The 24,148-nt window shown below is 48.7% G+C and carries 21 protein-coding genes; 10 read left to right on the forward strand and 11 right to left on the reverse strand.

Going from position 1 to position 24,148, the window contains the following annotated elements:
• Positions 1–72: 72 nt before the first annotated feature.
• Complete coding sequence (pirA, locus tag OU814_RS22500) at positions 73–225, reverse strand: arginine synthesis PII-interacting regulator PirA (protein WP_017291378.1); 153 nt, start codon at positions 223–225, stop codon at positions 73–75.
• A gap of 123 nt (positions 226–348) precedes the next feature.
• On the opposite strand from pirA, the gene OU814_RS22505 reads away from it, so the two are divergent.
• Entirely contained in the window at positions 349–1,125 is a 777-nt protein-coding gene (locus OU814_RS22505; protein ID WP_268242158.1) for an SAM hydrolase/SAM-dependent halogenase family protein, read from the forward strand.
• An 88-nt stretch (positions 1,126–1,213) separates the two neighbouring features.
• Here the strand turns inward: OU814_RS22505 and OU814_RS22510 are convergent, their stop codons facing one another.
• Together OU814_RS22510 and OU814_RS22515 are read right to left on the reverse strand one after the other, a co-directional pair.
• Positions 1,214–2,029, reverse strand: a complete 816-nt coding sequence (locus OU814_RS22510) for an inositol monophosphatase family protein (protein WP_268242159.1) — start codon at positions 2,027–2,029, stop codon at positions 1,214–1,216.
• 117 nt (positions 2,030–2,146) lie between these two features.
• The gene (locus OU814_RS22515) at positions 2,147–4,009 is read right to left on the reverse strand and encodes a hypothetical protein (RefSeq protein WP_268242160.1); all 1,863 of its coding nucleotides are present in this window, start codon (positions 4,007–4,009) and stop codon (positions 2,147–2,149) included.
• Positions 4,010–4,233: 224 nt separating this feature from the next.
• Between OU814_RS22515 and fabG the strand changes: the two genes are divergently transcribed.
• A complete protein-coding gene (gene fabG, locus OU814_RS22520; protein ID WP_268242161.1) occupies positions 4,234–4,974 on the forward strand; it encodes a 3-oxoacyl-[acyl-carrier-protein] reductase in 741 nt (246 codons plus the stop codon).
• Between the two features lie 151 nt (positions 4,975–5,125).
• Here the strand turns inward: fabG and OU814_RS22525 are convergent, their stop codons facing one another.
• Positions 5,126–5,554, reverse strand: a complete 429-nt coding sequence (locus OU814_RS22525; protein WP_017291372.1) for a universal stress protein — start codon at positions 5,552–5,554, stop codon at positions 5,126–5,128.
• A gap of 98 nt (positions 5,555–5,652) precedes the next feature.
• The gene (gene hisD / locus OU814_RS22530) at positions 5,653–6,966 is read right to left on the reverse strand and encodes a histidinol dehydrogenase (RefSeq protein WP_017291371.1); all 1,314 of its coding nucleotides are present in this window, start codon (positions 6,964–6,966) and stop codon (positions 5,653–5,655) included.
• Positions 6,967–7,183: 217 nt separating this feature from the next.
• Between hisD and rpsT the strand changes: the two genes are divergently transcribed.
• The 5 genes from rpsT to OU814_RS22555 all read left to right on the forward strand — a co-directional run bounded on the left by rpsT (position 7,184) and on the right by OU814_RS22555 (position 18,103).
• Positions 7,184–7,483 (forward strand): 30S ribosomal protein S20, encoded by a 300-nt coding sequence (rpsT, locus tag OU814_RS22535; protein ID WP_017291370.1) that lies wholly within the window; start codon positions 7,184–7,186, stop codon positions 7,481–7,483.
• An 11-nt stretch (positions 7,484–7,494) separates the two neighbouring features.
• Complete coding sequence (locus OU814_RS22540; RefSeq protein WP_268242162.1) at positions 7,495–8,301, forward strand: TatD family hydrolase; 807 nt, start codon at positions 7,495–7,497, stop codon at positions 8,299–8,301.
• Between the two features lie 422 nt (positions 8,302–8,723).
• Positions 8,724–12,044: a DNA-directed RNA polymerase subunit beta gene (gene rpoB, locus OU814_RS22545; protein WP_017291368.1), complete on the forward strand. Its 3,321-nt coding sequence runs from the start codon at positions 8,724–8,726 to the stop codon at positions 12,042–12,044.
• Positions 12,045–12,167: 123 nt separating this feature from the next.
• Positions 12,168–14,033, forward strand: coding sequence for a DNA-directed RNA polymerase subunit gamma (locus OU814_RS22550; RefSeq protein WP_017291367.1), 1,866 nt, complete (start codon positions 12,168–12,170; stop codon positions 14,031–14,033).
• 104 nt (positions 14,034–14,137) lie between these two features.
• Complete coding sequence (locus OU814_RS22555; RefSeq protein ID WP_017291366.1) at positions 14,138–18,103, forward strand: DNA-directed RNA polymerase subunit beta'; 3,966 nt, start codon at positions 14,138–14,140, stop codon at positions 18,101–18,103.
• Between the two features lie 168 nt (positions 18,104–18,271).
• Here OU814_RS22555 and OU814_RS22560 read toward each other — a convergent pair whose 3' ends face one another.
• Together OU814_RS22560 and OU814_RS22565 are read right to left on the reverse strand one after the other, a co-directional pair.
• Entirely contained in the window at positions 18,272–18,634 is a 363-nt protein-coding gene (locus OU814_RS22560; protein ID WP_017291365.1) for a pentapeptide repeat-containing protein, read from the reverse strand.
• Between the two features lie 123 nt (positions 18,635–18,757).
• A complete protein-coding gene (locus OU814_RS22565) occupies positions 18,758–19,063 on the reverse strand; it encodes an RNA recognition motif domain-containing protein (RefSeq protein WP_017291364.1) in 306 nt (101 codons plus the stop codon).
• A gap of 268 nt (positions 19,064–19,331) precedes the next feature.
• Here OU814_RS22565 and OU814_RS22570 point away from each other — a divergent pair, with 268 nt between their 5' ends.
• Positions 19,332–19,631, forward strand: coding sequence for an RNA recognition motif domain-containing protein (locus OU814_RS22570; protein ID WP_017291363.1), 300 nt, complete (start codon positions 19,332–19,334; stop codon positions 19,629–19,631).
• Positions 19,632–19,777: 146 nt separating this feature from the next.
• Positions 19,778–19,966: a 30S ribosomal protein S21 gene (gene rpsU / locus OU814_RS22575; RefSeq protein ID WP_017291362.1), complete on the forward strand. Its 189-nt coding sequence runs from the start codon at positions 19,778–19,780 to the stop codon at positions 19,964–19,966.
• A gap of 133 nt (positions 19,967–20,099) precedes the next feature.
• Here rpsU and OU814_RS22580 read toward each other — a convergent pair whose 3' ends face one another.
• Positions 20,100–21,365, reverse strand: coding sequence for a sensor histidine kinase (locus OU814_RS22580; protein ID WP_017291361.1), 1,266 nt, complete (start codon positions 21,363–21,365; stop codon positions 20,100–20,102).
• Positions 21,366–21,527: 162 nt separating this feature from the next.
• On the opposite strand from OU814_RS22580, the gene gloA2 reads away from it, so the two are divergent.
• Entirely contained in the window at positions 21,528–21,917 is a 390-nt protein-coding gene (gene gloA2, locus OU814_RS22585; RefSeq protein WP_017291360.1) for an SMU1112c/YaeR family gloxylase I-like metalloprotein, read from the forward strand.
• Positions 21,918–22,011: 94 nt separating this feature from the next.
• Here gloA2 and hisIE read toward each other — a convergent pair whose 3' ends face one another.
• The 3 genes from hisIE to OU814_RS22600 all read right to left on the reverse strand — a co-directional run bounded on the left by hisIE (position 22,012) and on the right by OU814_RS22600 (position 24,060).
• Positions 22,012–22,656, reverse strand: a complete 645-nt coding sequence (gene hisIE / locus OU814_RS22590; protein WP_268242163.1) for a bifunctional phosphoribosyl-AMP cyclohydrolase/phosphoribosyl-ATP diphosphatase HisIE — start codon at positions 22,654–22,656, stop codon at positions 22,012–22,014.
• A gap of 12 nt (positions 22,657–22,668) precedes the next feature.
• A complete protein-coding gene (locus tag OU814_RS22595; RefSeq protein WP_268242164.1) occupies positions 22,669–23,580 on the reverse strand; it encodes an ROK family protein in 912 nt (303 codons plus the stop codon).
• Positions 23,581–23,820: 240 nt separating this feature from the next.
• Positions 23,821–24,060: a hypothetical protein gene (locus tag OU814_RS22600; protein WP_017291356.1), complete on the reverse strand. Its 240-nt coding sequence runs from the start codon at positions 24,058–24,060 to the stop codon at positions 23,821–23,823.
• Positions 24,061–24,148 lie beyond the last annotated feature (88 nt).

A 24,148-nucleotide genomic window follows, 5' to 3' on the forward strand; every position in this document is an offset into this window, starting at 1 on the left:
AATTCACCATTAAAAAAGCGCGGCTTAGCCGCGCATATTTGAGATCCTACAATGAGAGATGAGGGAGACACTTTATCTCAGATAACTTGCTTCTGCTTCCAACATCCGCAGCAGAGCTTGATCGCCACGTGCTCTTGCTGCTTCCATGCGGCGTTGTAGATTTCGTTGTAAGTTTTCGCGGTGAACGCGGGTAACTTCGGCTGCGTGAAGACGATTTCTATTCATATGTAGGGTTCCTAGAGGTTAGTTTTTCTTATCACCATGATTTGATATTAGCATTGGCAAATTAAAACGGTAGCTTATGCTACTAAAAATTCATACTTAAGATGTAGTTTTTTGACAAAACAGATGATTGTTACCCTGATGACAGACTTTGGATTAAGTGATGCTTATGTCGGAGTGATGAAAGGTACGATCGCTCAAATTAATCCAAGGCTGCAAACTATCGACCTTACGCATAAAATTCCTCCGCAAGATATTACTTCTGCCCGTTTTCAACTTATGACTGCCTATCCGTATTTTCCGGACGGAACAGTTCATGTTGTCGTGGTTGATCCAAGCGTAGGCAGTTCGCGCAGAGCGATCGCAGTGCAGCTGAAAGCTGGATTTGTGGTTGCGCCAGATAATGGTTTGGTGAGCGGCATCTTAGAACATGCAGTGGCAGCGGTCGAGTTAACGAATCGAAAATATTGGCGATCGCAAACTCCCAGCGCAACATTCCACGGGCGCGATATCTTTGCCCCGGTTGGAGCACACCTTGCAAGTGGCGTTCCCTTGAAAGAGTTAGGGGATGAAATTGATTTGAATTCGATCATCAAATTGCCAATTCCTGATGCGATCGCAACCGAGAACGGCATTCAAGGAGTAATTCAGGCGATCGATCATTTCGGCAATTTGATCACCAATATTCCGGGGGAAAGGTTTTTCAATTGCTCTTGGTCAGTTCAGATTCATCAATCGATTTATGCAGGTCATACAACCTATGCCGATGCGAAAGTTGGCGAGATCATCGGACTGATTGGAAGTCACGGTTGGGTTGAAATTGCGATGAATCATGGCAATGCTCAGAGCTATTTGAAATTGGGGATTGGAACGTCGATCGTGACTGTTATTCAGTCAAATTAGTCCGAAAACTTCAAGACTTCTGAGTTCACCATCCAATCATTGAAAGAACCATGAAGCGTTGAAGGCTTGTAGATTGTTCAAATCACCGCTATTTAAATTTACCGATCGCCCGAACCAACGGCTCAAAAACCTCGATCAACTCTTTGCGACTCACGACTAACGTGGGATACGATCGTGCTCCATAATCTTCCCCAACCTCTAACGGAAAAATCGGGGTTAACTCTAGGGGATACCAAACGGCTCCTGATGCTTGCACGATCGCCCAAACTGCTGCAATATCCCAAATTTTTGGAGTCGCCTCAACTCCGCCCATTGTTGACCCCGCCGCAACGGTCAGCAAATTGTAAGTCGCTACTCCCAACATCCGAATTTTCGCAGGAAACGGCTGCTGCAAAACCGAAGTACTTCTTGCACAGAGATTAAAAAAGTGATTTTTCGTTAAAGCTTCTTGGCTCGATCGAATCGGTTTGCCATTGAGAAAAGCCCCCGACGGCATCTCTAGCCCTGATTCACCCTGCCAATATCCATAAAAAGACTGCCCCAATGGGGGCAAATGTACCAATCCAAAAACCGGAGTGCCCTGATAAAGCAATCCGATCGAGATTCCCCATAGCGGCAATCCTCGTGCAAAATTCGTTGTGCCATCGACTGGATCAATAATCCAGCACCATTCTCGATCGGGAAAAATATGCTCGACTTCTTCACTCAAAACCCCGTGATCAGGAAAAGCTTGAGCGATCGCGCTCCGAATCCGTTCATCCGCCCATTGATCCGATTGTGTCACCAAACTGCCATCGGCTTTTTCGGCTGCCTGAGCTTGTCCAAAATCCTTGAGCAATTGTTCACCAACTTCTGTGGTGATTTGCTGAGCAAAAGAGAGAACCGTATTCCAAAATTCAGACATATCGAAATCCCAAAGCAGTGCGGGAGATAGAGAGCAGGGAGTATTCTTCCATCATCCTGCAAAATGCTCCTTCATCTTTTCATCCTGCAAAGTCAGACTCTCACATCTTAGAACAGGCTATCTTCTTAAGCTGCGTTGCCATAAAGGAATCAACGACTGTGCCTGGTCGTAAGCATTCGTGCCGAGTGGAATTCTTTGAGCGATCGCGATCGCGCCCACCGGATCTACACTCGCTTGTGACATTGCCGTTTGCAGCAATTGCTGACTCAGATCATTCATCAACGTCTGAGCTTCTGGGCGGAGTGGGCTAGCTATGGGTACAGTATCTGCAATCTGAATTCCTTCTGTGACCGAATCAACCGTACCACCATTCGCCGCCGCTCTTGCTTTCTGCAACGTGAGTACAGCATCCCCACCCTGTAGCGGAGTTGCTGAATCAGGGACAGGACTAGACACAGGTTGAGCCAACTCCTGTTCGCGATCGCGAATGGCTTGAAGTTGCTGAGCATACTGACCGCGTTTATCGGCTGCTTCTGCACCGAGCGATCGCCGGGAAGAAATGCGACCCAGCAAATCGATCGCTTGTTGCAACGATCCTGCATCGCCTCGACTCGCAATCTGCTCTGCTTGCTGAATGAGGGGACGATCCTCTTGATCTTGCATCTCGCTGGTAATTCGCTGGATCAACTGGCGAGCTTCCCGAGACTTCGGATTAGAACTAGAAACCTGAGATGCAGCGTCAATCGCCGCTTGCAAATCTTCAGGTCGGTTGGATTGCGCAAGCTGCTGTGCTCGATTCAATTGCGCCATATCTCCTTTTTCTGCTTGCCAACGCGCAATTAACCGCTGCGCTTTTCCAAAAGTCGGACGATCTGCACCAATTTTCTGCGCTTGGGCGGTCGCGGCATCATAGTCTTCGGGCAACCCATTGCCGATTCGATTGATCGCACTTGCTAATGTTTCGTAGTCTTCGATCTCTTGCTTCAAATTTGCAGCTTCTGGAATCTGCCGAATAATGTCTAATGCAGCCGTTGTGTCTCTACGATCGAGTGCTGCATCAGCTAACGCCAACATCTTCTTCCCAGCATCGACTAGGGTTTCCTGCGCACCTTGGTAGACATAGCTCTTATTGTTGATGCTAGCCAGCAGTTTGATTGCTTCTTGAAAATTCTGTATCCCGCCGGACTCGATCAAACTTTTTGCTTTCGTAATCTTGCTGATGTCGTCGCGGGTTGCAGCAATGATGCCGCTAATCTCTTGGTATTTTGTAGTTTGCCAGAAGGTATTGTCGATCGACAATAACCGTCCTGCTTCTGTCATTGCTAACCGCCAATTTTGCTGCCGTAGCGCTTCTTCAGCTTTGCGGTAAAGCGTTTCAGCAGATGACCAAATACTCTGCCATTTTTTAATTCGCTCTTCGACTTGAGTATGGGCAGTCCCAACTCTTGGAACCCTTCTTGCTGTTTTAATGGCAGCATCGAGTTTTCCAGCTTGGAATGACTCTTCACTCAAGTCCAAAATCTCTTGTGCCCAAGCTTCAATCAACCGAGTCGCTTCTGCATAAAGCGGATGATCGGAGGGAAGATTTTTGACAAGCTCGATCGCTTCTAATAGATCATTTGGAGTCCGCTTATTTGCTGCGAGCTGAGCACAATGGAGTCTTAGAGAAGCTGAAGCGAGCGGCCAGAAAATCGAAGGACAATTGGGAACGGCAGGAAGCTTGAACAAAAATGCGAGCGAGAGCGCAGTTGTGCCCCCTGTGATTGCGAGTGACAATGCGATCATTGCCCGCCAATCACTAAATAGCCAGGTTCGCGCTTGATTGAGGCGATCGAGCACAGCAGCCAACTTAGTCGGAGACTCTTTCGGGGAAGGGAGTTCTTGAACCGCTTGGGTCGATCGCGAAGAAGCTGCCACGCTTCGGTGAGACGGCGATGACTTACGGTTCCGACGATTAGGAATGCCGCGTTCTCTGGTCATAGGTGAGTGTAAAACTGCAAGAGAGCGATCGATACAAATTGAGAGATCGCAATAGAAGCCATCCTACTCCTCAATGAGGGGAAAAGACCATCTAGCTTCTGCGAGTTAATCATCTTTTCACCAAATTTTCAAGCTATCCGGGATCAGTCCTGGCAGATTCACTGATCTGCGATTCCCGCTTCTCGATATGATCAGATTCGCATATTTACATCGGATTAGACCTCATGGAACTGCAAGGAAAAGTCGCGATCGTCACGGGCGCATCACGAGGAATCGGACGGGCGACCGCATTGGCATTGGCAGAAGAAGGCGCAACAGTCGTTGTGAATTACGCGAGTTCTAGTGGTGCAGCAGATGCAGTGGTAGCAGAAATTGTTGGAAACGGCGGAAGTGCGATCGCGCTGCAAGCCGACGTGTCGAAAGCAGATCAAGTCGATGCCTTAATCAATTCCACCATGGAAAAATACGGCAGAATTGATGTCTTAGTGAATAATGCAGGCATTACACGCGACACGCTGCTGCTAAGAATGAAGCCTGAAGAGTGGCAAGCCGTCATCGATTTGAATTTGACGGGCGTATTTCTCTGTACAAGAGCCGTGAGCAAAATTATGCTGAAACAGCGGAGCGGCAGAATTGTGAATATTACTTCTGTCGCTGGGCAAATGGGCAACCCAGGTCAAGCCAATTACAGTGCAGCCAAAGCGGGTGTCATTGGATTTACAAAAACCGTTGCGAAAGAGTTGGCAAGTCGCGGAATTACTGTCAATGCAGTTGCCCCTGGATTTATTGAGACCGATATGACGCATGATCTGAAAGCGGATGAAATTCTCAAATTCATCCCGCTCAATCGGTATGGCAAACCCGAAGAAGTGGCAGGACTGATTCGCTTTTTGGCAGCGTCTCCCGCGGCTGCCTATATCACCGGACAAGTCATGAATGTAGATGGTGGCATGGTGATGGCTTAGTTGAATGCAAAAACCTCGCTCACGAATCGCAACTTTGAGCGAGGTTTATTGTTGTACTGAATTGCAAATGTCTGGGTTAGCGCAATCGGTTGAAATCGCAAAATCGAATCGTAGAGTGATTGAACCAAAAATGGGCAAGTTCGCGATCCGCCTATTTTGGTTTCACCACTAAGACAGAACACGGTGCATCTTCTACAATCTGACTGCTAACAGAGCCAAGCAAAATTCGCTTCATCCCAGTCAAACCTCGACTTCCCAGCACAATCAGATCCGCGTGATGGATCTTTGCGAGCCTCAAAATTTCTTCGGCAGGATCACCCGTGACAATTTCAACTTCGCTCTTACAAGCCAGCGAGTGTTGATAGGTTTGTAACTGCTTTTCAATTTCAGCGTAGGGAAAGCTTTCTAAATCAGCGCTCGGTCGATCGACGACGATATCCACTTCAGATTGATTCGTTGGCACGACATGCGACAACACAACTTTTGAGCGCGGTTCGAGTTTCAACTCCTCAACTGTATTGAGCACCTGTCTCGCAGAAGACTCTGCGACATCGATCGCGACTAATACCGTATTTAGCATCAGGTCTGCCTCCCATAGAGCGCCACACTTTGACTGTAGCGCTCTATCTTTAGAGTTCTAAAAACTACCGGAATCCCTTAATCTTCAATCGAGTATTTCTACGGTTCAGGATTGAGCAGCGAATCTTTGCGAACTCGGATCGAGTTTGCATGAGAGTGTAAGCCCTCAGCCGTCGCTAAGATATCGACTGCACTCGCAACCTTTTGCAGCGCGATCGGCGAATACTGAATCACACTTGAGTGTTTCAAAAACGTTTCCACACCCAGCGGCGAAGCATATCGAGCCGATCCAGACGTTGGCAATGTGTGATTAGGTCCTGCCAAATAATCTCCGACTGCCTCAGGAGTCGAATCTCCTAAGAAAATCGCTCCAGCATGACGGATATTTTGCATCAACTCCCAAGGATCAGCGACTTCGAGTTCTAAATGTTCTGGCGCGAACTCGTTAGAAAGCTCGGCTGCCGCTTCTAAGGTTTCTACAACGATAATCAAGCCGTAATGCGCGATCGCTTTTTCGGTCAAGGTTCGACGCGGATGATCGACTAACTGCTGCTCAACTTCATCCACAACCTTGCGCGCCAAAATCGCATCGGTTGTAATCAGAATCGAGGCTGCCATTGCATCATGTTCCGCCTGCGCCAGCATATCCGCTGCCACATGAGTCGGATTTGCGGTGTGATCGGCAATGATCAACACTTCAGACGGCCCTGCTAGAGAATCGATGCCAACGGTTCCGTAAACTAATTTTTTTGCTAAGGTCACATAAATATTGCCTGGGCCTGTGATTACGTCTACTTTCGGAATCGTCTCCGTGCCATACGCTAACGCACCAACGGCTTGCGCTCCGCCCACCCGGTAGATATCTGTCACTCCTGCTTCTTGAGCCGCAACTAGAACAGCTGGATTGATAGCTTTATCTTTTCCAGGAGGAGTCACCATGACGATCTTGGGCACTTGCGCCACGATCGCGGGAACCGCATTCATCAAAACCGTACTCGGATACGACGCTTTTCCGCCTGGAACATACAGCCCAGCGCGATCGACCGGAGTGTAGCGTTTCCCCAGAACAACATCATCGTCGCCAAAATGCACCCAGCTTTTCGGCACACGCTGACGGTGAAAGGCTTCGATTTGTTTGCGGGCAAGGCGAATTGCATCAATCAGCTCACCAGAGACTTGGCTATAAGCAGCTTCAAGTTCTAGGGGGCTAACTTTTAATTCTTCAGGAGCCAATTCTTGTTGGTCAAACTCTAAGGTATATGCCAAAAGCGCACGATCACCTTGACGTTTGACAGCTTGCAGTACCTCCCGGACTGTCGCTTCTTTATGTACAACTTGATCGTCATGAGTGCGATCGCAAATGCGTCGCAGTTCAGATGTTGCCTCAGACCACTGAGTAATGATTCGCAGCATGGAGTTAGGAAGTGTCAGTCTCTAAAAGAACCCGTCCGAGATATGCAGGGCTTGAACGATTCTAACGGTCTTGACCCGAATTGGGGAGCGTTTGTCGTTTCTTTATCTAGCTTAACCTGGATTTCTGAAGGAATACACAGATCGAGCGATCCTGATGTTATAGTATTTTATCTGACTATTTTTCTGTCCATCTAGAACAAGCTTTCTAAGACTCACCGTGGCAAACATTAAATCTGCTAAGAAGCGCGTCCAAGTTGCAGAGCGTAATCGCCTGCGTAATAAATCCTATAAATCAGCGGTAAAAACCCTGATGAAGAAGTATTTTGCGGCTGTCGATCAGCTTGCCGCAAATCCGTCAGATTCGGAAGCTAAGAAAGCAGTCGATGAGGCAATGTCGGCAGCTTACAGCAAGATTGATAAGGCTGTAAAACGCGGAGTTCTCCATCGCAACACTGGCGCACGTCGTAAAGCTCGGCTGAGCCGCGTGCTGAAGCAAAAGACCGCAGTCGCTTCGTAATTCATCTCTGAATGCAACTGATCGATACTCACGTTCATATTAATTTCGACGCATTCGAGCCTGACTTGGATGCGATCGCTGAGCGTTGGCGTGAAGCAGGCGTGGTTCGATTAGTCCATTCCTGCGTGGAACCGTCGGAATTTCCGCAAATTCAGAATCTAGCAAATCGTTTCCCCGAACTCTCGTTTGCGGTCGGTCTTCATCCGCTCGATGTCGAGGAGTTATGGTCGGCGAATTCAGAACAGGAAATTCTCACCCTGGCGCAATCGGATTCGCGGGTTGTGGCGATCGGGGAAACCGGGCTAGATTTTTTCAAAGCAGAAAATCGATCTGAGCAGATTGCAGCATTTCGGACACAGTTAGCGATCGCGAAGCAGTTAGATCTGCCCGTGATTATTCACTGTCGAGACGCGGCTGAAACGATGGCAGAAGTGGTGCAAGACTTTTGGCACGAGCAAGGACAAGTCAAAGGCGTGATGCACTGCTGGGGCGGGACTCCAGCAGAAACTCAGTGGTTTCTGGATTTAGGCTTTTATGTCAGCTTCAGCGGTACGGTTACGTTTAAGAACGCGAAGCAAATCCATGAATCCGCCAAACTTGTTCCGAGCGATCGCATCTTAGTCGAAACCGACTGTCCGTTTTTGGCTCCGGTTCCAAAACGGGGGGAGCGGCGGAATGAACCATCCTATGTTCAGTACGTGGCTCAACACGTCGCAGCGCTCCGTGACGTTTCGATCGAGCAGCTTGCAAAACAGACGACAGAAAATGCTTGCCGACTGTTCGGGCTGACGATTTCTGAATCGCTTGCTCCGAATTGAGCAGCGATCTCTAATCGACGTGGGAGGTATGCAGTTTCAGCCGCATCCGCTAAGCCTGCATCTCACAAGTTCCTCGAATCGTCAAGGCACAAAATGAAAAACTTGCGCCATAATGAGAAGAGTGCGAAAATTACTAGGCTAATTTTCATTGACTTGTTGAATTCAGCTTTTCGGGGTTGAATTCTATGAGCTTTTCGCACCGCCAACGAATCAAGGCTACGCGGCTCACCTTTTTCGTTCCACCTTCATTGGCAACCTTGGAGGCTTAACTGGCTAACTCACCCGTTTCTCAACGTCCAACAATCTAATATTCCGTTGTTTTGGGGTTCTTTAGAAGCCCAAACTTTTTGCATTGACATATTTTTGCAATTACCGTAAAATCTGGGATTCGCGATCGCAGCGCGACCCTGCAGAGGAGACGCATGACTGAGCAGCAGACCTATACCACTCCCGCCTTCGTACTACCGGATTTAGTTGAAATCCAGCGGGCAAGCTTCCGTTGGTTTCTCGAAGAAGGGCTTATCGAAGAACTCGACAGCTTTTCACCGATTACTGATTACACCGGGAAGCTAGAACTTCATTTTATCGGCAAAAACTTCAAACTGAAACGTCCGAAGTATGATGTCGATGAAGCTAAGCGTCGAGACAGCACTTACGCCGTTCAGATGTATGTCCCCACTCGCCTCATCAACAAAGAGACTGGGGAAATCAAAGAACAGGAAGTGTTTATTGGTGACTTGCCGCTGATGACCGATCGCGGAACGTTCATCATCAACGGTGCGGAACGTGTGATCGTCAATCAGATCGTTCGTAGTCCTGGCGTATATTACAAGTCGGAAACCGATAAGAATGGTCGTCGGACTTACAATGCGAGTCTGATTCCCAACCGAGGCGCATGGTTGAAGTTTGAAACCGATAAGAACGACTTGGTTTGGGTACGGATCGATAAAACTCGGAAATTGTCGGCGCAAGTGCTCCTCAAAGCGTTGGGTCTGACCGATAACGAGATTTTTGATTCGCTGAGACATCCGGAGTATTTCCAGAAAACGATCGAGAAAGAAGGTCAGTACGGCGAAGAAGAAGCGTTGATGGAGCTTTACCGGAAATTGCGTCCGGGTGAGCCTCCGACCGTTTCAGGTGGAGCACAACTTTTAGAGTCGAGATTCTTTGACCCCAAACGCTACGACTTGGGCAAAGTGGGTCGCTATAAGTTGAACAAAAAATTGCGCCTGAACGTACCGGAAGCGACCAGAGTTCTGACTCCGCAGGATATTTTGTCGGCGATCGACTATCTGATCAACCTGGAATTCGATATCGGCATGATCGACGATATTGACCACTTGGGAAATCGTCGCGTTCGTTCGGTTGGTGAATTGCTGCAAAACCAGGTGCGAGTTGGGCTGAACCGTTTAGAAAGAATCATTCGGGAACGGATGACTGTTTCTGATTCGGATTCATTAACTCCTGCATCTTTGGTCAACCCGAAACCGTTGGTCGCTGCAATCAAAGAGTTCTTTGGTTCGTCGCAGCTATCGCAGTTCATGGATCAAACCAATCCTCTCGCCGAGCTGACCCACAAACGCCGGATCAGCGCACTCGGTCCAGGTGGCCTGACTCGTGAGCGTGCAGGTTTCGCGGTGCGTGATATTCACCCATCGCACTATGGACGGATCTGCCCGATCGAGACTCCTGAAGGCCCGAACGCGGGTCTGATTGGTTCACTTGCAACTCACGCACGCGTTAATCCGTACGGATTTATCGAAACGCCTTATTACAAGGTGGAAAACGGTCGGGTTCGCAAAGACTTGCCTGCCGTCTATATGACTGCGGACGAAGAAGACGATCTGCGGGTGGCAGCAGGTGACATCAACACCGACGAAGACAACAACATCATCGGAGAATCGATCGCAGTTCGATATCGCCAAGACTTTACGACTGCTGCACCTGAAGAAGTGGACTATGTTGCCGTTTCTCCGGTACAGATCATCTCGGTTGCAACTTCGCTGATTCCATTCCTGGAACACGATGACGCGAACCGGGCATTGATGGGATCGAACATGCAACGTCAGGCAGTTCCTCTGCTGCGTCCAGAACGTCCTTTAGTGGGAACTGGATTAGAAGCACAGGCAGCGCGTGACTCTGGGATGGTCGTCGTCAGCCGAACTGATGGTGAAGTGACTTATGTCGATGCGACAACGCTGCGCGTGAAAGATGCTGCAACTGGTAAAGAAATTGAATACCAGATGCAGAAGTATCAGCGATCGAACCAAGATACCTGCTTAAACCAACGCCCGATCGTCTTTGTCGGCGATAAGGTGAGAGCTGGGGAAATTTTGGCAGACGGTTCTGCGACTGAGCGAGGCGAATTAGCGCTAGGTCAAAACATCCTAGTCGCCTACATGCCTTGGGAAGGCTACAACTATGAGGATGCGATTCTAATTAGTGAACGCCTCGTTTACGACGACGTTTATACCTCAATTCACATTGAGAAATATGAAATTGAAGCGCGTCAAACCAAGTTAGGGCCGGAAGAAATCACGCGTGAAATTCCCAACGTTGGGGAAGATTCTCTGCGTCAACTGGATGAAAACGGCATTATCCGAATTGGAGCCTATGTCGAAGCGGGCGATATCCTCGTCGGTAAAGTGACTCCGAAAGGGGAATCTGATCAGCCTCCTGAAGAAAAACTCCTGAGAGCGATCTTCGGTGAAAAGGCGCGCGATGTAAGAGACAACTCTTTGCGTGTACCAAACGGTGAGAAAGGTCGGATCGTTGACGTGCGGGTGTTTACTCGTGAGCAAGGAGACGAATTGCCGCCGGGTGCAAACATGGTTGTTCGGGTTTATGTCGCTCAGAAACGGAAGATCCAAGTCGGCGACAAAATGGCGGGGCGACATGGAAATAAAGGGATTATTTCGCGGATTTTACCGATCGAAGATATGCCCTATCTTCCCGATGGCACACCCGTTGACATCGTTCTGAATCCACTCGGTGTACCGAGCCGGATGAACGTGGGTCAGGTCTATGAATGCCTCTTAGGCTGGGCAGCTCAATGTCTGGAAGCTCGATTCAAAATCGTGCCATTTGATGAAATGCACGGCGAAGAAAAATCGCGTGAATCGGTGCATGGCAAATTGCAGGAAGCTCAGGACACGCGGATCAAAGCAACCGCAGATGGTTACTGGCTCTACAATCCAGACGATCCAGGTAAGATTCAGGTCTATGACGGACGAACGGGTGAAGCCTTCGATCGACCGATCACAATCGGTAAAGCTTACATGCTGAAACTGGTTCACTTGGTTGACGACAAGATCCACGCGCGCTCGACTGGTCCGTACTCGCTCGTTACTCAGCAACCGTTGGGTGGAAAAGCGCAGCAAGGTGGACAGCGATTTGGAGAAATGGAAGTGTGGGCGCTCGAAGCATTTGGAGCCGCGTACACCCTGCAAGAATTGCTGACGGTGAAATCCGACGACATGCAAGGGCGAAACGAAGCGCTCAATGCGATCGTTAAAGGTAAAGCCATTCCGCGACCTGGAACACCGGAATCCTTTAAGGTCTTGATGCGCGAGTTGCAATCTCTCTGTCTTGATGTGGCAGTCCACAAGGTTGAGACCAAAGACGATGGAAGCAGCCGAGATATGGAAGTTGATTTAATGGCGGATGTCAATAGCCGTCGCGCGCCGTCGCGTCCAACTTATGAGTCGATTTCGCGTGAATCGCTGGAAGAGGACGACGATTAAGCCTAGAAGTTAGAACGCTGTAAATTAGCATCTATCCTTATCCAGGCAAGATGTCGCCTTCACAGCGTTCTGCTTCGTACCCCTCACACATTTTTGTCGCTACACCAACTCAAGGACAACACGATGCCAAAGATAGAACAGCGGTTTGACTATGTGAAAATCGGTCTGGCATCTCCGGAACGCATTCGCCAATGGGGAGAACGGACTTTACCGAATGGGCAAGTCGTTGGAGAAGTCACGAAGCCAGAAACCATCAACTACCGTACACTCAAGCCTGAAATGGACGGCTTGTTTTGTGAGCGGATTTTTGGACCTGCAAAAGATTGGGAATGCCATTGTGGCAAATACAAGCGGGTTCGCCATCGCGGAATTGTCTGTGAGCGTTGCGGAGTCGAAGTAACCGAGTCGCGCGTTCGTCGTCACCGGATGGGGTATATCAAACTAGCAGCTCCTGTTGCGCACGTCTGGTATCTCAAAGGAATTCCAAGCTACATGGCGATCTTGCTCGATATGCCACTGCGCGACGTTGAGCAAATTGTTTACTTCAACGCTTACGTTGTTCTCAATCCCGGTAATGCTGACAATCTGACCTACAAGCAATTGCTGACCGAAGATCAGTGGATTGAGATCGAAGATGAACTCTACAGCGAAGATTCTCAGCTGAGCGGAATCGAAGTTGGCATCGGGGCGGAAGCACTGAAGCAACTGCTGCAAGACATCAACTTGGACGAAGAAGCTGAAAGACTGCGCGAAGAAATTGCAGTTTCCAAAGGTCAGAAACGCGCCAAATTGATCAAACGTCTGCGCGTCTTAGATAACTTCATCGCGACAGGCTCATTGCCTGAGTGGATGGTGTTAGATGTCATTCCAGTGATTCCACCTGACTTGCGCCCGATGGTGCAACTTGATGGTGGACGGTTTGCGACTTCTGACTTGAACGATCTGTATCGTCGCGTGATCAACCGCAACAATCGTCTGGCTCGTCTGCAAGAAATCCTCGCCCCTGAGATTATCGTGCGGAATGAAAAGCGGATGTTGCAAGAAGCCGTAGACGCATTGATCGATAACGGTCGTCGCGGTCGAACAGTCGTCGGGGCAAACAACCGTCCGTTGAAATCGCTCTCTGACATTATCGAAGGGAAACAAGGTCGATTCCGTCAGAACTTGCTGGGTAAACGGGTTGACTACTCCGGTCGTTCTGTAATTGTGGTCGGGCCAAAGCTGAAAATTCATCAGTGTGGACTGCCGCGAGAAATGGCGATCGAGCTTTTCCAACCGTTCGTGATTCATCGCCTGATTCGTCAAGGCTTAGTCAACAACATCAAAGCCGCGAAGAAACTGATTCAGCGTAACGATCCGACCGTTTGGGACGTTCTAGAAGAGGTGATCGAAGGACACCCTGTATTCCTGAACCGAGCTCCGACGCTGCACCGTCTGGGGATTCAAGCCTTTGAACCCATCCTCGTCGATGGTCGTGCCATTCAACTGCACCCGCTTGTCTGTCCAGCCTTCAACGCTGACTTTGACGGTGACCAAATGGCGGTTCACGTACCGCTCTCGCTCGAAGCTCAGGCAGAAGCGCGCCTCTTAATGCTGGCATCGAATAACATTCTTTCGCCTGCAACCGGTCGCCCGATCATTACGCCTAGCCAAGATATGGTCTTGGGCTGCTACTACTTGACCGCAGAAAATCCAGAAGCGACAAAGGGCGAAGGACGCTACTTTGCGAATCTCGACGATGCGATCACCGCTTACGAACAGAACCAAATTGATCTGCACTCCTACGTTTGGGTGCGATTTGATGGCGAAGTCGAGGGTGGCAATGGTGACTTGATCGAGCAACAAGAAGCCGAGGGCATTGTGACCAAAATCTATGAGTCTTGCCGTCGTCGTGAAGATGCAGACGGGAATTTGATTTCGCAGTACATCAAAACAACAGCAGGGCGAATTATCTACAACAAGACAGTGTTCGACGCATTGGTTAGCTAGTCGGGAGCTAGGAGCTAGGGAGATTGGGGGAAGCTTTGAGAACACTTCCCCACTCCCCACTCCCCACTCCCCCACAAAAACTCACGGCAAACATGGGGCACAGCATGGCAGAGCAGAACTCAGAAAAGCAAGTTTTTCGTAATCAGGTTGTCAACAAAAAAGAATTGACTAACTTGATCGCGTGGTCATTCACCCACTATGGAACTGCCCGCACCGCACAAATGGCAGACTTGATCAAAGATCTTGGCTTCCGATATGCAACGCGCGCAGGCGTTTCCATCAGTGTCGATGACTTACAAATTCCTCCGACAAAGCGAGCGCTACTCGATGCCGCGACTGAAACGATTCGCGACACCGAAGAAAAATATACTCGTGGGGAAATCACAGAAGTCGAACGGTTCCAAAAAGTAATTGACACTTGGAACGGAACTAGTGAAGAACTTAAAGACGAGGTGGTTCGACATTTTCGATCGAATAACCCGCTCAACTCGGTCTACATGATGGCATTCTCCGGAGCACGGGGAAATATCTCACAGGTTCGTCAGTTGGTCGGGATGCGGGGCTTGATGGCAAACCCACAAGGGGAAATTATTGACTTGCCGATTAAGACCAACTTCCGAGAAGGCTTAACGGTAACGGAGTACATTATTTCCTCCTACGGTGCGCGCAAAGGTCTTGTCGATACCGCGCTTCGGACAGCCGACTCTGGATACCTCACCCGTCGATTGGTGGATGTTTCTCAGGATGTCATCATTCGTGAACTCGACTGCGGCACAACCCGAGGCATTCCAGCGCGTCCCATGATGGATGGCGATCGCGTTCTTATTCCGTTGAAAAATCGTCTGCTCGGTCGCGTTGCCGCTCAAGATGTCCTGCATCCTGAAACCGGGGAAATCATTGTTGCTCGCAATGAAGCCATTTCAGATGACATTGCTCAACTGATTGGGAAAGCAAAAGTTCAAGAAGTCGTCGTGCGATCGCCGTTGACCTGTGAATCTGCGCGATCGGTTTGTCAGCATTGCTATGGCTGGAGCTTAGCCCATGCTCACATGGTCGATATTGGAGAAGCAGTCGGGATTATCGCGGCTCAATCGATCGGGGAACCCGGTACACAGCTTACGATGCGGACATTCCACACGGGTGGGGTGTTTACTGGAGAAATGGCGCGTCAAGAACGGGCAAACTTTGATGGAACGATCAAGGTGCCCAAACGCTTGAGAACTCGTCCTTATCGGACTCGTCATGGGGAAGATGCGCTGATTGTTGAAAGTGCAGGATCGGAACTGAAAATTACGCTGGAAGGCTCAGGCGGACAGCAACAAGCCTTCACCGTTTCACAAGGGGCGACGCTCTTAGTGAAAGATGGGATGAAGGTGAAAGCTGGACAGACTCTTGCAGAAGTTCCTTTAACCGGACGCGGACGCAAGACGACTGAGAAAGCCTCGAAGGACGTTGCCTCTGACTTAGCTGGAGAAGTTCGGTTCGCAGATGTCGTTCCCGAAGAGAAAAAAGACCGTCAAGGTAACACCACTCGAACTGCACAAAGAGGCGGTTTGATGTGGGTACTCTCGGGCGAAGTGTATAACTTGCCGCCGGGTGCTGAACCTGTGGTGAAAAACGGCGATCGCATTGAAGCCAATAGCACGATCGCTGAAACGAAGCTCGTCACTGAAAATGGTGGGGTCGTTCGTCTACCTGAGAACGGAGTCGAAAATAGCAAAGGCGGGCGCGAGATCCAAATCATCACGGCATCCGTCATGTTGGATCAAGCGCGAGTTCGGGCTGAGACCTCTCAAGGACGGGATCAGTACTTGCTGGAAACCGCTGGAAATCAGACTTTCTTACTGAAAGCGACTCCAGGAACTCAGGTTACAAACGGTCAAGTCGTCGCTGAACTGAGAGACGATCGCTACCATACTCAAACTGGAGGAATCATCAAGTACTCCGGCGTTGAGATTGGCAAGAAAGGCAAGGCAAAACAAGGCTACGAAGTCATCAAAGGTGGAACCATTCTCTGGATTCCCGAAGAAGCGCATGAGGTGAATAAAGACATCTCGCTTCTGATGGTCGAAGACGGTCAGTATGTCGAAGCCGGAACCGAAGTTGTGAAAGACATTTTCTGTCAAAGCAACGGAGTTATCGAAGTCACGCAGAAAAATGACATTCTGCGCGAAGTGGTGATCAAGCCCGGCGATCTGCACATGATCGATAGCTTGGATGAGGTGATCACTCGTGAAGCAACGCTCGTCAATCCGGGGCAGCAAGTCATGCCTGGATTAACCGCGAGTGAACTGCTGTATGCCGAGTACGTTGAAACACCGGAAGGTCCGGCAATTCTACTGCGTCCGGTGACTGAATTTAACGTACCAGATGATCCAGCAGTTCCAAGCCAAGAATCTGCTAAGGAAGAATCGGGTCGAGCAATTCGTCTCAGAGCTGTTCAACGCCTGCCTTACAAAGATGGTGAGCGGGTCAAATCCGTTGAAGGTTTGGAATTGCTCAGAACTCAACTCGTTCTCGAAGTCGATCAAGACGCGCAACTCGCTGCTGATATCGAATTGATTCCTGATGAGACTGATCCTGAAGTCATGCGGCTTCAGTTGGTGATTCTCGAATCGCTGGTGATTCGGCGTGACATTGCCGCTGACGTGACTCAAGGCAGCACTCAGACTCGCATCATGGTCAAAGATGGCGACCAGATTACCGCAGGAGCGGTTGTTGCTCGGACTGAAATTCTCTGTAAAGAAGCAGGGGAAGTTCAAGGGATTCGCCAAGGGGCTGAATCGATTCGTCGGATTCTCGTCGTTCGTGAAGTCGATACAGTCACCCTGACCGCTAGTAACCCGAGTGTCAAAGCAGGCGATCTGTTGATTGCTGGCAGTGATATCGGTGGAACTGTTCTTGAAGAATCTGGACAGATCTTGAGTGTCCAAGGCGATCAAGTTGTTGTGCGGATTGCTCGTCCGTATCGAGTCTCTCCGGGTGCAGTACTGCACGTCGATGATGGCGACTTGGTACAACGGGGCGATAATCTCGTGCTGCTGATTTTTGAGCGCACCAAGACGGGAGACATCATTCAAGGTTTGCCGAGAATTGAAGAACTTCTAGAAGCTCGTAAGCCAAAAGAAGCTTGTATTCTGGCACGTCGCGCGGGAACGGCTCAGGTCGTTTATGGAGAAGACGATTCGGTTGAAGTGAAGATTGTCGATCGAGAAGGTCTGATCACCGAATACCCAATTGGTCCCGGACAAAACGTGATCATCGGGGACAGTCAAGAAGTTGCGGCTGGAGAACGGCTCACCGATGGGCCTGCCAACCCGCACGAATTACTCGAAGTGATGTTCCGAGCCAGAAATGAAGAAGTCAGTTTGCATGATGCGGCTTTGTTTAGCTTGCGGGAAGTTCAGACCTTCTTGGTAAACGAAGTGCAATCGGTGTATCAATCTCAAGGGATTGATATTTCTGACAAACACATCGAAGTCGTCGTGCGTCAGATGACCTCAAAAGCACGAGTCGAAGACGGCGGTGATACGACGATGCTGCCCGGTGAGTTGGTGGAAATCTACCAAATTGAGCAAGTCAATGATGCGATGTCAATCACTGGGGGCGCACCTGCTCAGTATGAGCCTGTGTTGCTCGGGATCACGAAAGCTTCACTCAACACAGATAGTTTCATCTCTGCGGCAAGTTTCCAAGAAACGACGCGGGTACTGACTGAAGCTGCGATCGAAGGAAAATCTGACTGGTTGCGCGGTCTGAAAGAGAACGTGATCATTGGTCGTCTCATTCCTGCGGGAACGGGCTTCAATGCTTACGAAGAAATGGGTAGCCCAGCCGACATTGATCCAGTTTATGATCCGATGTTCCTAGATGAGGATACTGATTTCTCGGATGTCGTTCTTGACGATCGTACGGCGCGCTCTTATGGCTTAGAAGCAATGGACGATCGTCCTAGCTTTAGCTTTGAGAGTTTTGGCAACTCGGATGAAGCAGATTCAGATTCGATCTATTCGCCGATTATTGATGATGATGATGATCTGATCGCAGATGATATGGATGACGATCTGTAATGGTTAGGGAGAGCCGGATGTTGAGGAATTGACCCGCATCCGGCGATTCATGCAAACCGTCGAATGACTCGATCCATAGTTCATATAAAAGCCTCCGGCTAGACACCGGAGGCTTTCTTACTTGAAGAAATAAAATTCTAAGAAAATAGCACTTACTACAGATAGTACCTATACAGGTGGAGAGGTGAGAGGAGTTTTAGGAGAAGTACGATTCACTAGGTCGGGTAGGATTGTTCCTTTCAGATAGGTCTGCCTGAAATTCGCCTGATTCGGATTGGTATCGCTTAGATTGGCATTAGTAAGGTTGGCTTGAGTAAAATTCGTGCCTGTTAACGTTGCTCCAGTCAGAATCGCATCTGTGAGGTTGGCATGACTGAGGTTAACTTGAGTCAGATTTGCCTTCGTTAAGTTAGCACCACTCAGATTGATGCCCGCTAGATTCAGATTTCTAAAGTTAACAGCAATCAGATTCAGATTGCTAAAGTCTCGTTGTCCTGCCGCATATCGACTGATAATTTCTTTGATATTCATTGGGATGAGGATAGAGAAGAACATGCCTTGCAACAGCGCATCATAAGAAATGAGGCAGACTGTTAGCCTGCCTGCAAGACTTTATAAGATGCGACTGAATTAAGAATTCAGAAATTCAACACTCTAATAGCGCCGAGAGGAGCCACCTTTACGATCGAAACTGCCGCCACGAGAAGAGCCTCTGTCTTCACGGGGTCTTGCTTTATTCACTGTTAAATCGCGTCCCATCCATTCCGCACCATTTAAGGCTTCGATCGCGGCATCCTCTTCCGCATCGCTCGCCATTTCAACAAATCCGAATCCGCGTAAGCGTCCTGTTTCGCGATCGGTCGGAAGCTGAACACGCTTGACTGTTCCAAATTCAGCGAAAATCTCAGCAAGATTTTCTTGTACAACCTCATAAGAGAGGTTACCAACATAAATTGACATACAATTGTTGCCCCAGAATTACAGTGTAGAGAGAGTTAGATTCGGAGCAACATTTGATAGAGGAGATCACATTGCCGAAGATAGTCTCTTCTATAAGAAGTTTAGCATAATCTTGACCCTTAGGTGCGATCGCACAAATCAATTTCCCCGCATATTGCTCTCTCTATGCTAAACTTCCTGATAAGGTTTATCTTCGGGCGTGTAAATCGTTCCAGCCTAGCGTTTCTCCGAACATACCTCTCTTCATTGATGATTCTGGAGAATCTTTATGTCAGTTTACGTTGGTAATTTGTCCTATCAGGCAACACAGGATGGTTTAACCCAGGCTTTCTCAGAGTATGGAACCGTGAAGCGGGTGCAACTGCCGACCGATCGCGAAACGGGTCGGATGCGGGGATTTGCTTTTGTCGAGATGGGAACCGATGCAGAAGAAGACGCTGCGATTGAAGCACTCGATGGAGCCGAGTGGATGGGGCGCGATCTCAAGGTGAATAAAGCGAAACCCCGTGAAGACCGCGGGTCGTCTCAGGGGGGGTGGGACAATCGAGGCGGTTCTAGACGTTACTAAACTTAAAGACTGGAGCAGATGCGCAAATTTCGCCGCGCGTTAATGGCAGCTTGAATGCTTACAGTCAAAGTTGGTCAGAGGCTACTCAGTCATGGGTAGCCTTCTTCATCAGCTTTCATCACATTTCATGTTCGGGAGGAGAATGAATGCCCCAAGTTATTCCAGGTGAGAATGAAGGAATCGAATCTACATTACGTCGATTTAAGCGAGAAGTTTCTAAGGCAGAAATTTTTCCAGATATGAGAAAGCATCGCTATTTTGAGACACCAATCGAAAAACGCAAGCGTAAAGCATTGGCGAAGCATAAACAGCGGAAGAGAAAATTCCGGCATTAGCCTGGTAAAAGATGAAAAGCCGAGCTGTTTCGTTCCTGTGCCGCTTAGAACTCAAGTTCAGGATGGGTAAACCCAACATTTTTCAATCACCCTACTGAGCGAACTGAAAGCCTTAGGCGCAAACGTTTTAAACCTACGTTGGGGATTGGCTATCGGATTGGGGGAGCGTTACAGTAACAGTTGTTCCCTGGTTTACCTGACTGTCAACTTGAATGTGTCCATGATGGTTTTCAACAATGGCGAGCGCGATCGCGAGTCCCAATCCTGATCCTCCCGTTGCTTTTGTTCGAGCTGGATCAACTCGATAGAACCGATCGAACAATTTCGCGATCGCGCCTTCTGGAATTCCAATGCCCGTATCAATGACTTTGGTTTGTAATCCAGCTTTCGTTGCGACTAGCTCAACTGTGATTTCTCCCTGCTCGGGAGTGTATTTGATCGCATTACTAATCAAATTTGTAAACAGTCGAGAAAGCTGATCCCGGTCACCCTGTAACCAATATTCTGACGTGCGATCGACCTTAAATGACAATTCCTTGTCTGCGGTGGTAATGCCTTGTTCTTCTAAAACCTCATCAAGTAAATCATCGAGCGCGAGCGCAGTTCTCTGAGGTTGAACAATCCCACTATCCTGTCTCGCTAAAAATAGTAAATCATCGACTAGTTTGCCTAGTCGCTGAGTGAGCCGTTCAATCACTTGCAAATATTGCTGCTGAATCTGAGGGTCAGGATCGGACAGTGCCACTTGTACATTCGTTTGAATGACAGCGATCGGGTTTCTCAACTCATGCGATGCATCAGCGGTAAACTGCTTCAACCGTTGATAGGATTCGCGAATCGGTTGCATGGCAATTCCCGACAGAAACCACCCGATCGCAGCAACAATTCCCACCATGATCGCCGTGCCAACACTCAAGTCCAATACTAATTGACGAGTTGGCTTTGTGACTTCAAACCAAGGATGGCTCACGCGCAAGTATCCTAATACCCGATTGCCAATCTGAACTTTCTCAGTCACCTGCCGCAAGAGTTGTGTGTCGGAGACATGAACCGTCTCGCCATCGTGATTGACATGCATGGGAATAGAAAGGGGTTCTGCAAAGGTTGACCACAGTTGTTGCCCCTTCGCATCAAACCACTCCAAATCGATGTGATCGTCTTCCAAAGAAATGGAATTATCCCGAAAGCTCGCTTCAACATTGACGCTCACCTGATCCCCGATCGCTTGGATCACCAGCGATCGCTGAACAACTTCTGCCACATGATTTAGAGTGTCATCGATGCGCTCGATTAATGTCGATCGCACATAAAAATAAAACCCACTTGCAAACACTAACAACAACACAGCGGTGACCGTGGTGTACCAAAGTGCTAATCGTCGTCGTGTCGCTTGGAACATAGTTTTAATGACTTCGAGGAGGTGTGAATCGACCCCTTCCATTTGATAGAAGTTGCAGAGCCTTCTACTCGTTAATTTAGCAGAAACTTCTGGCTGCACTCCTTTAGTTTCAGGTTCCGATTACGATCGATGTGATTGATCTTGTATTCATTTGACCAGACGATGCAAAATATTCAAGCCGTTCATCACATTGCAATTATTTGCTCCGACTACGATCGCTCAAAGCATTTCTATGTCCATTTACTAGGCTTTTCAATCATTCGTGAGGTCTTTCGAGAAGCACGCCAATCGTACAAGCTCGATTTGCAAGTTGATTCTCAGACTCAAATTGAATTGTTCTCTTTTCCGAATCCGCCTGAGCGACCCTGCTATCCCGAAGCTTGTGGTTTGAGACACCTCGCTTTTTCGGTGGCAGATTTGGATCTCGCGATCGCTGACCTCTCTGCAAAAGGAATCGAAACTGAACCTGTTCGAGTCGATGAATGGACGGGTAAGCGATTTACTTTCTTCAAAGATCCAGATGGTTTGCCATTAGAACTCTACGAACGCTAGTGAACCTGAATTTGATTCAGAATTGCCTGATCAAAAAATTCAAACTGCTCATCCATGATTTTTGGGTGAATTTCTTCGATCAAGCCGTGCATCTCTATCGGCGAGACTGAAGCTTGCGATAAACATCTTTCAAATCCACACCATGATGCGCGATCGCGACTAATGAATGAAAGAACAAATCCGCCACTTCACCCGCGATCGCATCTTTGTCATCATCCTTACAAGCCATCACCACTTCTGCCGCTTCTTCCCCAATCTTTTTGAGAATCTTGTTATCTCCGCCTTCAAATAATGTCCGAGTGTAAGACTTCTCAATGGGGTTATCTCTGCGATCGCAAACCACAGCAAACACTTGCGACAAGGTATCAGCAGGCGGAGGCGTAATGCTGCTATTCACTTGATGAAAGCAGCTTCTTTCGCCTGTATGACAGGCAATATCACCAATCTGCTCAACTGAAATTAACAGCGCATCACTATCGCAATCGTATCGAATCGCCTTCACCTTCTGCGTATGTCCAGACGTTGCCCCTTTATGCCAAAACTCTTGCCGCGATCGACTCCAAAACCAAGTCTCACCAGTTGCTAGCGTCTTTTGCAGAGACTCTTGGTTCATCCACGCCATCATCAAAACCGCGCCATCCAAATAATCCTGCACGATCGCAGGTACTAAACCGCGATCGTCATATTTAATCTTGTCAGTAGGGATGGAATCAGCAGAAACAAGTTCGATGGAAGCCATAACAATCGGTGTTTATTCAGGGCAGTTCTCAATGTAACGTGAATTGAGAGCTAATTTTGCAGCCCCAATCATTCCGGCGCAATTCCCTAACTGAGCAGGAATGATCTGTAATCCTTCTCGCGAAGTTGGCATGACCCGTTGTTCGATTTCTGCGATCGCGCTTGGTAAGAAAAATTCTGCACTCGCACTGATTCCCCCACCAATTAAGATCGCTTCTGGAGTCAGGACATAAATCAAACTCGTCAAACCCAGTCCCAAATCGCGTCCATAGGATCGCCAAAATTCTAAGGCTGCTGGATCGTGCGATCGCGCTAATCTGCACAATTCATCCGGTTCTTTTCCCGTCCGTCGTCGAATTGCTTGAATCGACGTATGCTGCTCCAAAGAACCGCGATTTCCACTCTTACAGGGCGCGCCATTCGCATCTAAGCTAATCAGCCCTAATTCACCTGCTGCGCCCGTATGTCCGATAAACAGTTCCCCGTTCAAAATAATTGCCCCTCCGACCCCGGTTCCCAGCGTCAGAAGAATGAAATTTTGAAAGGCTTTGCCAGCACCGAGCCACGCTTCTCCTAAACCTGCACAATTGGCATCATTCGACAAAATCGTCGGTCGTCCTGTTTTTTCTTCGATCCAATCGGCTAAGGGAATCTCAATCCAATCCGGCAAATTGATTGCGATTCGGGCGATGCGTCCTTTAGCATCGGTTGGTCCTGGCATACCAATTCCGATCGCACAAGCTTCGCGCTTCGGATCAAGGTCAGCGATCGCATCAACGATCGTCATCAGCACCGCTCTAGGCAAAGCGGGTTGAGGCGTTGGAACCGTGAGTGCTTGAAGGCACGTTCCATCTGGAGTAAACCGTCCCAATTTAATTGCTGTCCCACCTAAATCGATGCCCAGAACTTGAATTGCAGCCTTCATCACGTTGCCTGAAAAATAGGATCAATCAAGAGCCTACCGGATAAACTGCAAAACTGGCTCAACCTCGGTAAGCCGCATCCGACTTTTCAAAGAAAGTTTCGGATTTCGCACATACCATGTCCGCTTTAATCACTCCTACACAGACTTCGGCAACCCCCAAATGAAGGTGATTCCGGGATGGACTTCTCATATAAATTGATCGCTTAGAAGTGTAATTGATAGCTTCTCAACTTAGACATTTCAGCATGAGTGCGGAAAATCCTGCCAAGCTTGCGTCACAATATCGCTGAGCCATTGCCGCTGTTGGGCATCTAGAATTGCGTCGTCGGCTAGGACTTCAGCTTTGATTTCTTCTAAAGACTGTCCCTGAGAGCGAGCGGTTTCGATCACAACAGCGATCGCGTTGAGAATAAGTTCTTCAGCCCCAGGAGACCGTACTGAGATAGATTCAGAAGCGCGCGGTGAAATAGGATAATTCATAGTGCTGATCTGATCCGAGTCCTCGATAATAATGAAAATGATGTAAAGAATTTAATTTGGTATCAGGAGTAGCTTGTTTTTTATTGGT

This window comes from Leptolyngbya sp. GGD, from assembly GCF_026735145.1.
Taxonomy (GTDB): domain Bacteria; phylum Cyanobacteriota; class Cyanobacteriia; order Leptolyngbyales; family Leptolyngbyaceae; genus Leptolyngbya; species Leptolyngbya boryana.